This window comes from Streptomyces sp. R41 (assembly GCF_041053055.1).
Taxonomy (GTDB): Bacteria; Actinomycetota; Actinomycetes; order Streptomycetales; family Streptomycetaceae; genus Streptomyces.
Genome location: NZ_CP163443.1, coordinates 1,975,952 through 1,988,445 on the forward strand (window position 1 = coordinate 1,975,952; position 12,494 = coordinate 1,988,445).

Genomic DNA, 12,494 nt, shown 5'->3' on the forward strand with positions numbered 1-12,494 from the left:
GGGCCGCCCTGCTTCAGCGAACCCCCACCGCCGCCAGCGCCTTGCGCTGCCGAGCCGACGGATGCGCGGGGAAGTACAGATAACAGACGCCACCAGTACCGGAGACGACCTTCCCGGAGGCGTTGTACCGCTTGGTCCGCAGCCAGATGTTCTCCCACTCACGCCGCTTGTAGACGCGGCGCACCGCGTCGTCGCTCGGCGACGCCGGGTCGTTGGCGATCACATCGCCGTCCGCGGTGAACCCTATGACGGTCATGAGGTGCCCCGAGGTGCCGTACCCCGCCCCCGTCAGCTCGGACTTGAGGAACGACTGGGACGTTATGGCCGGGATGCCGGCGGCGATCAGCGTCTCCAGATCCGTGAGCGAGCCGAGGCGGGTCACCACGCCCTGGAGGTCCTTGTACGTCGCCGCGTAGGCGGCGTTGAAGGGCCAGTTGCCGCAGCCCGCGTACTGGTAGTCGTATGTGAAGCGTGCCGCGTGGCACACCTGGGGATCGCCGTAGTCCGGGTTCACCCAGGCCAGTTGCTCCGCGGTGGGCTTACGGCCCCAGTACTCGATGATCATCTGCGAGGAGGTGGGGCTGCACCAGGCCTCGCCGCCGTTGTCGTATTCGGGGTACTGGCCCGCGTGGATCTCCTGCGAGTAGCGCGGGACGCCCAGTTCCTGGGCGAGGCCCGGTGTGGAGGCCGGGACGGTGAAGCGGTCGGGGACGTCGGAGCCCATCGCGCCGAGCCGCCACACCGTGGGAGTGATCCGGGTGCCCGGGGTGCGGTAGAGGGTCAGCCGCAGCCGGTACGAGACGAGGCGCAGGCCCGAAGCGGCGGCGTCGATGGAGAAGGTGTCTGTCCAGATGCTGCTCTTGCCGTCGCTCTGGTCGTCCACGGACGTCCGCCTGATGTCCTGGTCTCCGGCCGCCCAGCGGCCCATCACATACCAGGGGGTGTCCGTGCCGTCCGAGTACGTGCCGGTCAGCTCGACCTGGAGCCAGGTGCCCGCCGGGGTGTGCGCGTTCCAGGAGGCGATGGCCTCGGTGGACGGGACCGCGAGCCGGTGGACGGGGGAGGTCCAGGTCGCGTACTCCCAGCCGGCGGTCTTGCCGGTGTGCGGGTCCGTGTAGTCGTAGGTGCCGGCCGGGGCGGCGATCACCAGGCCGGGACGGACGCCCGGCACGGCCCGCGTGCCCTGCGCGCTGCCGCTTCGCCAGTCGGTGTACGAGGTCCAGGCACGGTTGTCCACGAGCGATGAGGGCGCTTCCGCCGACCCGGTCGGAGTGGCCGCGGCCGCGGGGCTCGCGGCGCCGGCCGCTGCCGCGGCGACCGCCGCGGCGAGGACGGCTCTGCGGGACGGCTCTGAAGCTCTGGTCATGGGTGGGTGACCCCCAGTTCGTCCGGAAGCGACGGTTCAGGCGCACGGCTGCAAGCGGCGGGTTCAGACGTTGTCCAGTACATGGCCGTGGGCCAACTATGGACGCCGGGGGCCGACTTCTGCCAGCACTTCGGCCCGCGTCGCACCCACCAATATTGGTCGGGACCACTGGCATGACCTGCGACACCCAGGCCCTGTCGTCACCTTCCCGTCGTCCGCCCGCGAGGCAGGCGGGAAGGTGACGGCAGGGCCTGCGCCCCGGTGCGCGGCGCCGCCGCGCACCGGGGTCGAGGGCGGGAGCCGTCAGATGAGGTCCATCGCCGCGACCTCGTCGGGCCGCCCGTAGCTGACCGGCCCCTGGAAGCGGCGGCGCGCCGTGGCGAACCACCACACCGTGGCGATGATCAGCACCGCGGCCAGGGCGATCGACGCGTAGTTGAAGGTGTCGCCGGTGATCGGCGAGACCTGGGGCAGCATGAACAGCACGCTGCTGGCGAGGATCCAGATCACGGCCACCCAGCCGACGAACTTGCTCCAGCGGCCCAGGTGCCACGGGCCGGGCCGGAACTCGTCGCCGAGCCGCAGCCGCAGGAAGATCGGCACGGCGTAGGCGAGGAAGAGCCCGACGACGTTGACGCTGACGATGGCGGTGAAGGCCGTGTGCGACCACCAGCCGGGCACGACAAGGGCCAGCGAGCAGGCAACCGCCAGCCAGACGGCCTTGACGGGGGTACGGGTGCGCGGCGAGACCGAGTGCCACCAGCGGGAGCCCGGCATCGCGCCGTCCCGGGAGAAGGCGAAGATCTGCCGGGTGTTGCTGGTCAGATTGGCCAGGCCGCAGAAGAGCATGGCCCCGATCACGATCAGCAGGATGGCCTTCGCTGTGCCCATGCCAAGCCCATCGATGAGAATCTGCACGGGCGGCGCCGAAGAGCTCGCCACTTGGCCATAGTCATGAATGCTGTATACAAGGGCGAGCATGAGGATCAGTCCGGTGATCGCCGAATAGCCGATCGCCCGCGTGATCCCCTTGGGCGCGTTGACCGTGGCGCGCACCGTTTCCTCGGACATGTGGAAGCTGCCGTCGAAGCCCGTGAAGGTCCAACTGGTGACCAGCAGGCCGAGCATCCCTCCGTAAAGGCCGTTCGTGAAACCGGTGTTGTTGACGAAATGCGTGACGAACGAGGCCGACTGGTGGCCGTCGGGCATCACGATCAGGGTGCTCACGATCACTACGAGCCCGATCAGCAGCCACCACACCGAGATCCGGTTGAGCAGGGCGACCAACTGCACGGTGTAGGTATTGGCCAGACCCTGGAGCACGATGATCAGCGCCGTGATCATGACCGTCTGCTGGGCGGTCGGCTCGTACGAGTGCCACTGCAGGGCGATGAAGGCCTGGATGAAGGTGGCGGCCGCGTACCCGGTGGCGGCCGTGCCGCCCACCTGGCCGACGAAATTCAGCCAGCCCGTGTACCAGGACCAGGCACCCTTGTGGCGCTTGGCGAGCTTCCCGGCGGAGAAATAGAGCGCCCCGCTCGTCGGATAGGCGGAAGCCACCTCCGCCATGGCGGCGCCGATGAACAGCACCATGACGGAGACGCCGATCCAGCCGAAAACGAGAATGCGCGGACCACCGGCATTCATACCGAATCCGAAGGATGAGAAAATACCGGAGATGATGTTGATGATGGTGAAGGAGATCGCGAAATTGTCGAACGCCTGAAATCGGCGTGTGAGCTTTCGCGGATATCCCATCGCATGAAGTGTCGCGTCGTCGTCGAGCGCGGCGGAATCCTCGCCGACCTGACCTCTCGCGCGCGGGGCCGATATCCGTTCTGACACAACTGACCTTTCTGTGGGAGGTGACCGGACGACTGGGGGTGGCTGGGAGACTCGTCCGGGCGGCCCGGACGGCCGGTTCGGGCCGGGTCAGGCAGATCCCGGCACAGGAAGGCCGCAGGAGCGGCGGGCGCGGGAGAGCTGCTCCTCGGGCTCGCCGAACACGCTCCAGGGCATCCGGCAGGCGTAGGGCCCCATGGCCATGAAGACCGCGCGCGCCTCGAACTCGCGCTGGGCCATGAACAGCGCATGGGCCAGATACGCCAGGTCGAGCACCGGCGTGAACCGGTAACCCGGCACCTCGGGAAGCCAGTTCTGATAGATGGCGAGTGCGGTGGAGCGCCACTGGGGCTGCTCCCAGGTGCGGTCGACGAGCAGCTGCGAGGGGTTGTAGCTCTCCACCAGGGCCACCAGCGGAAGCAGCCGCAGCGGCGAGGAGGCGGGGGCTCGCTGACTCAGGAAGGCTGCGACGTCCCAGGCGGCGTTCACCGAACCGCCGTACCGCGTGAAGAAGAACGCCAGGAAGCGGTGGTGGCCCTCGCGGTTCCAGGGGTCGAGGCGGAGGATGTGCGAGAACAGCTGCCAGGGGCCGGGCGGCTGCGTGAGCAGGCCCTGCGGGGCGGGGTCACGCAGGTCGTGCAGCCGGGCCATGGCCAGTTTGGCGACGCAGGGCGTGGGATCGGCGGGTGCCATGGTCGCGGCCCGGTCGCACGCGGTGATCGCGATGCGCTCCAGGGCCTCGGCCCGGTCGTCCTTGGCGTCCGCCGCGCGCAACGCTCGCAGTACGGCCACGCGCGCCCACATCAGCGCGGCCTCGGGGGTCGGTTCCTCGGCCAGCCAGCGTTCGGCGAGGTCGGAGTCGGCGGCCTCGGAAGCCAGGACCAGGGAACGGTGGGCGCGCAGTCCGAAGTCACCGCGTGTCTCCGCCAGGGCTTCGTGGGCGCTCAGATAGCGGCCGGCCCGGACATCCACGCAGACGCTCGCGAGTCTGCGGTCGTCGGCCGCCGGATGCCACACATACTGCCCCTCGAATAACCCCGCGGCCATCTTCCCCTGTCCATCCCCGTACGACGCTTCACAGTTGCGCAACAGGCACCCTACTCAGCATCAAGGGGAACCGGAACGGCGTTTGCGAAATACCTGGTTCCGCCTCGCCCACGGTTATACGGAGAGCGAAAGGATTTCTTGAGGATTGTTCAATGATTAGTTCAATGCGGCACTATTCGGTGCCCACGGATCCGCTGTGAACGCCATCCGGATAGAATGTCCCCCAGGAATATGCCGACATCTCACCGCACCCCGGGAAGCCCCATTCACGACCTCGCCGCACACCTGCGCCGACTGCCGCCTTCCTGCGGCCCCGTCCGCCTGATCGGCGTCGACGGGCACGCGGGCTCCGGAAAAACCACATTCGCCGGGCAGTTGGCGGCGGCACTGGGCGACGCGCCCGTGCTGCACCTCGACGACATAGCGACGCACGAGGAGCTCTTCGCCTGGACGGAGCGGCTGCTGCGCCAGGTGGTCGAGCCGCTGCGCCGGGGCGAGGCCGCGCACTACACCCCGTACGACTGGATCGCCCGGACTTTCGGCCCGGCCCGTGCGCTGCCGCCCGCGCCCGTGATCCTCCTGGAAGGCGTCGGCGCGGGCCGACGCGCGATGCGCCCGTTCCTGGCGCGACTGCTGTGGATGGAGTTGCCGCACGACGAAGCGTGGACGCGCGGGCGGGTCCGGGACGGGGAGGCGCAGAGCGAGTTCTGGGCCGGATGGGTCCGCGCGGAGCGCCAACACTTCACCAAGGACCCCTCAAGGCCGTTCGCCGATCTTCTGGTGCGGCAGTGTTCTGAGGGGTACGAGGTGCTGCCGGGGCCAGTTGAGACGCCAGGACCGGACCACATCATCACTCACGGTGACGGACCATCCGCAGTGTGCTGAACGTGTGAAGACCCCTGCATGAGAAGTTCCCTCAGTGCTTCAACTCGGCTTGACCGGGGGGCCGTACAGGACTTACGTTCTCAATGTGCGGCTTTCGAGGCCGCCCGCAGTCGCGAAGCCCCCGGTTGTTCCCCCGTGATCGGGGGCTTCGTTCTGCCCAGACCCTCTCTTTCCGGGCGCTGCGTGCCGTGATTCGCTCACCCTCGGTCACCGTGCGAAGTGCGCCCCATCTGCTCCCACCTCGTGGAACGGGGTGTGGCGGCACCCTTCGGCCCGCGTATGCACCGCAGGTACGATGCCTCTCGGTGCGACCTTCGGACGGCTGCTCTGCGCACCGATGCAACTCCCGTCCGCGGCACGGCGGTTCGACCAAAGCTGCCGACGGGCACCGGCCCGGCGGCGAGGGGGTGTCCTGATCCACGAGACACTCCCTGACCATCGGGGGCACGGTTTGTGGGGGACGTGATGGACTTCGGCACGCAGGGCCCTCAGGCCCCGGCCGACCTCGCCTGGCTGCGAGGTGTGGATGCCTACACGATGGGCGCCTATCCGCAGGCGGAGGAGGAGTTCCGCGCCGCGGTCCGGATGGACCCTGGCATGGCGGACGGCTGGCTCGGACTGCACGCGCTGCGGGTGGACACGACGACCGCGCTGCTGCGGATGTTCCGGCACCGGGAACGCTTCGGGGAGCAGCGCACCCGGCATCGTCGCACCCTCAACTCCTGGTACTGGCTGGGCTGGTGGGTCCAGCCGGTGCTGGAGAGCCCGCGCGATCTGCTGCTCGCGCACGCCTCGCACTGGCTCGACGGACGACATGTCCCGGAGCTAGACCGGGCGCTTGCGGGTCTTCCGCCCGTCGACGCGGACCCCCAGGTGCGATTCCTGCACGCCTGCCGCGCCTACCTTGTCAAGGACTGGGAGCAGTTGGTCCGGCACACCGATCCGCTGATCAACGATCCCATGCTGGGCATAGAGGCCGGCCTCTTCGGCGGCATGGCGCGCGTCCGCCTCGAGATGTACGGCCAGGCGGAGCCGCTCCTCGCCTCCGCACTGATGCGCTGTCGCAGCGAGCAGCCCCAGCGCAAGGAGCTGCGCTACTGGCTGGCGCGGGCGCACGAGGGCACCGGGCGGTCCGCCGCCGCGCTCCCCCTGTACCGGGCGGTGCACCGGGTCGACCCCTCCTTCATGGACACCTCGGCACGGCTCGCGGCGATCTCCGAGGGCGACGGGTACGACGATGCCGCCGCCGACCTGGCGGCGATCACGCTCGCCGGGGTCGGGCAGGACGTGATGGAGGGCCCGGACGGTGTGGATCCGCTGTTCGGTGCCGAGGGACGGGACCTGAAGCTCTCGGAGCCCGACCTCCCACCACCGGGCGGGCTGCCTCCGGAGACCGATTCGGTGCGCGAGAAGGCCGTGCTGCCGGTGCAGCCGCTGCCCGCCGGGCCGACCGACCCCGCATTACTCGAAGAGGCGCTCGCCGAACTGGAGCGCATGGTGGGCCTGGAGCCCGTGAAGCGCCAGGTCAAGGCGCTGTCGGCGCAGTTGAACATGGCGAGGCTGCGCGCCGGGCAGGGGCTCCCGGTCCAGCCGCCGAAGCGGCACTTCGTCTTCTCCGGCCCCTCCGGCACCGGCAAGACCACCGTGGCCCGCATCCTCGGCCGGGTCTTCTACGCGCTCGGGCTGCTCGGCGGCGACCATCTGGTGGAGGCGCAGCGGGCGGACCTGGTCGGCGAGTATCTCGGCCAGACGGCGGTCAAGGCCAACGAGTTGATCGACTCCGCCATCGGCGGCGTCCTCTTCGTCGACGAGGCCTACTCGTTGTCGAACTCCGGGTACGGCAAGGGTGACGCGTACGGAGACGAGGCCCTGCAGGTGCTCCTGAAGCGGGCCGAGGACAACCGCGACCACCTCGTCGTCATCCTCGCCGGCTACCCCGAGGGCATGGACCGCCTTCTGGCCGCCAACCCCGGCCTCTCCTCCCGCTTCACCACCCGCGTCGACTTCCCCTCCTACCGGCCCCTCGAACTCACCTCCATCGGCGAGGTGCTGGCCGCGGAGAACGGCGACGCGTGGGACGAGGAGGCGCTGGACGAGCTGCGCTCGATCGCCGGGCATGTCGTCGACCAGGGATGGATCGACGAGCTCGGCAATGGGCGCTTTCTGCGCACGCTGTACGAGAAGAGCTGCGCGTATCGCGACCTCCGGCTGTCGCTGTACCCCGGGACGCTGTCCCGTGACGACTTGTCGACGCTGCGGCTGCCGGATCTGATGCAGGCGTACGGGGAGGTTCTGTCGGGGCGGGGGCCGCAGGATCCGTCCACGATGTGACCGGGGTGGCTCGGGGAAGGTTTTCGCCCCCTCCGCCCCTACCCGTCCCGTACCTGGGGGCTGCGCCCCCAGACCCCCGCTAAAAGATCGCGCAGTTCCCCGCGCCCCTTTTAGGGGCGCGGGGAACTGCGCGATCAACCCCCACCCACCCGCAGCCGACAGGCTGGTCGGGGCGGGTAGGGGCGGAGGGGGCGAGATACCCCTTGGCTCAGCTCGCCAGCGCTTCCTCCGGGGTCTCGCTCGGGCGGGGTTCCGAGACGCGTAGGGGCGGAATCTCTCGGTGTGCCGGGTCCCGTACCTCGCCGACCAGCAGCTCCAGGACGTCCTCCAGGGCCACGAGCCCCAGCACCTTGCCCGAAGCGTCGGCGACCTGGGCAAGGTGGGTCGCGGCGCGACGCATCACGGTCAACGCGTCGTCCAGCGGAAGTTCGCACCGCAGGGTCGTCATCGGCCGCCAGATCTGCTGCGGCACCGCCCGCTCGGACTCCTCCAGGTCGAGTACGTCCTTCACATGCAGATAGCCCATGAAGGCACCGTTCTCGGCGGCCACCGGGAAGCGGGAGTACCCGGTGCGCGCGGTGAGCGCGACGACCTGGCCCGGGGTGACCGAGGGCCCAACGGTCACCAGGGAGTCGCGGTCCAGGAGGACGTCGGTGACCGGGCGGGAGCCCAGCTCCAGGGCGTCCTCCAGACGCTCCTGCTCCTCCGGTTCCAACAGGCCCGCCTGGCCCGAGTCCTCGACCAGCCGGTTGAGCTGTTCGCTGGTGAAGACCGCCTCGACCTCGTCCCTCGGCTCCACACGGAACAGCTTCAGGATCAGCCGGGCGCAGGCGCCCAGGCCGACGGTGACCGGCCGGCACAGCCGCGCGAAGGCGACCAGGCCGGGACTCAGCCACAGCGCCGTCTTCTCGGGCGCGGCCATAGCCAGGTTCTTCGGCACCATCTCGCCGATGACGAGGTGGAGGAAGACGACGAGGGCGAGCGCGATGACGTATCCGAGGGGGTGGATCAGCCCGTCGGGCAGATGAATCGCCTCGAAGACCGGCTCCAGCAGATGGGCGACGGTCGGCTCGGCGACCGCGCCGAGCGTCAACGAGCAGACGGTGATGCCGAATTGGGCCGCGGCCATCATCTGCGGGAGCCGCTCGAGGCCGTACAGGACCTGTCGGGCCCGCGCGGTCCCCAGCGGTTCGATCTGGCTGCGCCGCACGGAGACGAGCGCGAACTCGGCGCCGACGAAGAAGCCATTGGTGAGCACCAGCAGCGCGGCGAAAAGGAGTTGGAGCACGCTCATCGGACGGCCTCCGCAGCGGGCGCGGTCCGCACGAAGCGGACGCGTTCGGCGCGGTAGTGCCCGACCTGGCGCACCGACAGGCGCCAGCCGGGGAGTTCGGCCTTGTCGCCGGGGGCGGGGATCCGGCCGAGCAGGTCGGCGACGAGGCCCGCGACGGTCTCGTACGGCCCCTCGGGCACGTCGAGTCCTATGCGCAGCAGGACGTCCACCCGGCAGCTGCCGTCGGCGTCCCACGCGGGCCGCCCGTCCTCGGGCGGCGCCGCCGCGAGTTCGGGCAGGTCCTGCCCGTCGTGTTCATCGCGGACCTCGCCGACGAGTTCCTCGACGATGTCCTCCAGGGTGACGACGCCCGCCGTACCGCCGTACTCGTCGACGACGACGGCGATCGGCTGCTCGCTGCGCAGCTGCTCCAGAAGGGGCTGCACGGGCAGCGTCTCCGGGACCAGCAGCGGGGCCTGGGCGATCCTGCCGACGGGGGTGCGCAGCCGGTCGCGCGAGGGGATCGCGAGGGCGTCCTTGAGGTGCACCATGCCGACGATCTCGTCGATCCGCTCCCGGTAGACGGGGAAGCGGGACAGGCCGGTGGCGCGGGTGAGGTTGACGACATCCTCGGCGGTCGCCGACGACTGCAGCGCGCTGACCTTCACGCGCGGGGTCATGACGTGCTGCGCGGTCAGGTCGGCGAGCGAGATGGTCCGTACGAAGAGATCCGCGGTGTCCTGCTCCAGGGCACCGGCCTGCGCCGAGTGCCGGGCGAGCGAGACGAGTTCTCCGGGGGTGCGGGCGGAGGCCAGCTCCTCGGCGGGCTCGACGCCGAGAGCCCGTACGAGCCGGTTGGCGACCGCGTTGAGGGCGGCGATGACCGGCCGGAACAGCCGCGAGAAGATGTGCTGCGGGCCCGCCACGAAGCGAGCGACCTGCAGGGGCTTGGACACCGCCCAGTTCTTGGGCACGAGTTCGCCGATGACCATCTGCACGGCCGAGGCGAGCAGCATGCCGACCACCACGGCGACACCGGACACGGCGCCTTCGGGGATGCCGATCGCGGTGAACGGGCCGTGCAGCAGCTCGGCGAGCGCCGGTTCGGCGAGCATGCCGACGACGAGCGAGGTGATGGTGATGCCGAGCTGGGTACCGGAGAGCTGGAAGGACAGCTCCTTGAGCGAGTTCACGACGGTCTGAGCCCGTCGGTCGCCGTCGGCCGCGGCCTTCTCGGCGTCGGGGCGCTCGACCGTGACGAGGCCGAACTCCGCCGCGACGAAGAAGCCGTTGGCGAGAATCAGCAGGAATGCCGCCCCAAGGAGCAGCAGGGGGATGGTCATGCCGCCGCCTCGATATGTCGGGAGGGGGCGGCGCAGGTACTACAGGACGATCCGTCCATCGCTGGAGGGAGTCACTCCTCGGGTAGCAGGGGGCCTCTGAATTCCGGGTGGCACATCAGAGACGGAGGCGCAACGAAAACGCCTCCGCCAACAGATTAATCAAGACATGGGCCCGGCGGGCAGGGTGGAAGGCTGAGAGTCAGCCCTCATGTTTCTCGGGGTCGCCGATGGAGCGGGCCTCGGCGAGGGCACGCAGGGCGCGGGCGTCCTCGATCGCGCGCTGTTTGGCGATGCCCGGCTGGATGCCGAGCGCGGGCAGGCTGGTGCCGTCACTGAGGTTGAGGAACACCCAGGGGTCACCGGGGCGCAGGTTGACCTGGAGGATCTCCGCCCAGTCCAGGTGTCGTTTGCCGGCGATGTTGACGACGGTGACGCCGTTCTCGTCGGCGACGACTTTGGGCCGGGAGAGCAGCAGGAGCACCCCGAAGAGCAGCGCCGCGGTGAAGATGAAGCTGAGCCGCTCCCCCGGGCCGAGCTGCTCCAGGAGCATCGCGACCGTCGTGATGACCACGAAGATCGCGGCGCCCGCGGTGAGCAGCACGGCCCGGGTGCGGGACGGTCGGAATGTGACGGGAAGGGTGGGAAGGTCTGACATGTCCGGCAGTCCCGTCAGAGCCGGCAGGCGTGGATGGCGGTGGTCAGGATGGCCCGCGCGCCGAGCGCGTACAGGTCGTCCATGATCCGCTGGGCCTCCTTGGCGGGGACCATGGCGCGCACGGCGACCCAGCCCTCGTTGTGCAGCGGCGAGATGGTCGGCGACTCCAGGCCCGGGGTGAGGGCGACAGCCTTCTCCAGGTGCTCGGCGCGGCAGTCGTAGTCCATCATCACGTACGTCCGTGCCACCAGGACGCCCTGGAGGCGGCGCAGGAACTGCTGCACCTTGGGCTCGGCGTCCTCGGCGGTGTCGGCTCCGACCCGGCGGACGACGACGGCCTCGGACTTCATGATCGGGTCGCCGAAGACCTCGAGGCCCGCGTTGCGCAGCGAGGTGCCGGTCTCGACGACATCGGCGATGACCTCGGCGACGCCCAGTTCGATGGCGGTCTCGACCGCGCCGTCGAGGTGGACGACGGAGGCGTCGACGCCGTGGTCGGCGAGGTGCTTGGCGACGATGCCCTCGTACGAGGTGGCGACCGTCATGCCGGAGAGGTCCGCGATGCCGCCCGCCGTGCCCGGCTTGGTGGCGAAACGGAAGGTCGAGCGGGCGAAGCCGAGCGGCAGGATCTCCTCCGCGTTGGCGCCCGAGTCGATGAGCAGGTCGCGGCCGGTGATGCCGATGTCGAGGCGGCCGGAGGAGACGTAGATCGCGATGTCGCGAGGACGGAGGTAGAAGAACTCGACCTCGTTCTCCGGGTCGACGATCCTCAGTTCCTTGGACTCCCGGCGCTGCTGGTAGCCGGCCTCATGCAGCATCTCCGCCGCAGGGCCTGACAGGGAACCCTTGTTGGGGACGGCGATGCGCAGCATGAGGTCGGCTTCCTTTGCGTGATGGGGGTTGGGGAACAGCGGGATCTACAGGTGGGCGTACACGTCGTCGAGGGAGATCCCCCGCGCGACCATCATCACCTGGACGTGGTACAGCAGCTGCGAGATCTCCTCGGCGGCGGCGTCCTTGCCCTCGTACTCGGCGGCCATCCAGACCTCGGCGGCCTCTTCGACGACCTTCTTGCCGATGGCATGGACGCCCTTGCCGACCAGCTCGGCGGTACGCGAAGTGGCGGGATCGCCGTTGGCGGCCTTGTGCTGGAGCTCGGTGAAGAGCTCCTCGAACGTCTTCTTGGACATGGTGCTGCCTACCCTACGCGCTCACGGGGGTTCCTCAGCGCCAGGGTTCAGATACTGAGCGCAGCGTGGCCGCGGTCGCCACCGCGGCCGTCACCGCCTCGTGCCCCTTGTCCTCGTTGGAGCCCTCGATGCCCGCGCGGTCCAGGGCCTGCTCCTCGGTGTCGCAGGTCAGCACGCCGAAGCCGATGGGCACGCCGGTGTCGATGGAGACCTGGGTGAGGCCGTGGGTGACGCCCTGGCATACGTACTCGAAGTGGGGGGTGCCGCCACGGATGACGACGCCGAGCGCGACGATCGCGTCGTAGCCGCGGCCCGCCAGGACCTTGGCGACGACCGGCAGCTCGAAGCTGCCGGGGACCCGAAGCAGGGTCGGCTCGTCGATCCCCAGCTCGTGCAGGGCGCGCAGCGCGCCGTCGACGAGGCCGTCCATCACCTTTTCGTGCCACTGTGCCGCGATGACCGCGACGCGCAGGTCGCCGCAGTTGCGTACGGACAGTTCAGGTGCACCCTTGCCGCTCACGTCTCTCCTCAGTGCCGCTGTGCAGTGTTGCCGATAGTGCCG

11 protein-coding genes are annotated in these 12,494 nt (G+C 69.5%); 2 read left to right on the forward strand and 9 right to left on the reverse strand.

Features of this window, described 5'->3' with window-relative positions:
- Positions 1 to 13 precede the first annotated feature (13 nt).
- The 3 genes from AB5J53_RS09370 to AB5J53_RS09380 form a co-directional block, all read right to left on the reverse strand.
- Positions 14 to 1,366, reverse strand: a complete 1,353-nt coding sequence (locus tag AB5J53_RS09370; protein ID WP_369245158.1) for a peptidase C39 family protein — start codon at positions 1,364 to 1,366, stop codon at positions 14 to 16.
- A gap of 303 nt (positions 1,367 to 1,669) precedes the next feature.
- Entirely contained in the window at positions 1,670 to 3,211 is a 1,542-nt protein-coding gene (locus AB5J53_RS09375) for an amino acid permease (RefSeq protein WP_369245159.1), read from the reverse strand.
- Between the two features lie 87 nt (positions 3,212 to 3,298).
- A complete protein-coding gene (locus AB5J53_RS09380) occupies positions 3,299 to 4,255 on the reverse strand; it encodes a hypothetical protein (protein WP_369245160.1) in 957 nt (318 codons plus the stop codon).
- 231 nt (positions 4,256 to 4,486) lie between these two features.
- On the opposite strand from AB5J53_RS09380, the gene AB5J53_RS09385 reads away from it, so the two are divergent.
- The gene (locus AB5J53_RS09385) at positions 4,487 to 5,140 is read left to right on the forward strand and encodes a uridine kinase (RefSeq protein WP_369245161.1); all 654 of its coding nucleotides are present in this window, start codon (positions 4,487 to 4,489) and stop codon (positions 5,138 to 5,140) included.
- 465 nt (positions 5,141 to 5,605) lie between these two features.
- Entirely contained in the window at positions 5,606 to 7,471 is a 1,866-nt protein-coding gene (locus AB5J53_RS09390) for an AAA family ATPase (protein WP_369245162.1), read from the forward strand.
- A 208-nt stretch (positions 7,472 to 7,679) separates the two neighbouring features.
- Here the strand turns inward: AB5J53_RS09390 and AB5J53_RS09395 are convergent, their stop codons facing one another.
- From AB5J53_RS09395 to ribH, 6 genes are all read right to left on the reverse strand, one after another.
- Positions 7,680 to 8,765, reverse strand: coding sequence for a hemolysin family protein (locus AB5J53_RS09395; RefSeq protein ID WP_369245163.1), 1,086 nt, complete (start codon positions 8,763 to 8,765; stop codon positions 7,680 to 7,682).
- Positions 8,762 to 10,087: a hemolysin family protein gene (locus tag AB5J53_RS09400; RefSeq protein ID WP_369245164.1), complete on the reverse strand. Its 1,326-nt coding sequence runs from the start codon at positions 10,085 to 10,087 to the stop codon at positions 8,762 to 8,764. The genes AB5J53_RS09395 and AB5J53_RS09400 overlap by 4 nt, the downstream gene beginning before the upstream one ends.
- A gap of 199 nt (positions 10,088 to 10,286) precedes the next feature.
- Positions 10,287 to 10,742 (reverse strand): PH domain-containing protein, encoded by a 456-nt coding sequence (locus AB5J53_RS09405; RefSeq protein WP_369245165.1) that lies wholly within the window; start codon positions 10,740 to 10,742, stop codon positions 10,287 to 10,289.
- Between the two features lie 14 nt (positions 10,743 to 10,756).
- Positions 10,757 to 11,614 (reverse strand): ATP phosphoribosyltransferase, encoded by an 858-nt coding sequence (hisG, locus tag AB5J53_RS09410; protein WP_369245166.1) that lies wholly within the window; start codon positions 11,612 to 11,614, stop codon positions 10,757 to 10,759.
- A gap of 45 nt (positions 11,615 to 11,659) precedes the next feature.
- Complete coding sequence (locus AB5J53_RS09415) at positions 11,660 to 11,932, reverse strand: phosphoribosyl-ATP diphosphatase (protein ID WP_028803646.1); 273 nt, start codon at positions 11,930 to 11,932, stop codon at positions 11,660 to 11,662.
- A 34-nt stretch (positions 11,933 to 11,966) separates the two neighbouring features.
- Positions 11,967 to 12,452 (reverse strand): 6,7-dimethyl-8-ribityllumazine synthase, encoded by a 486-nt coding sequence (gene ribH / locus AB5J53_RS09420; protein WP_369245167.1) that lies wholly within the window; start codon positions 12,450 to 12,452, stop codon positions 11,967 to 11,969.
- Between the last annotated feature and the right edge of the window lie 42 nt (positions 12,453 to 12,494).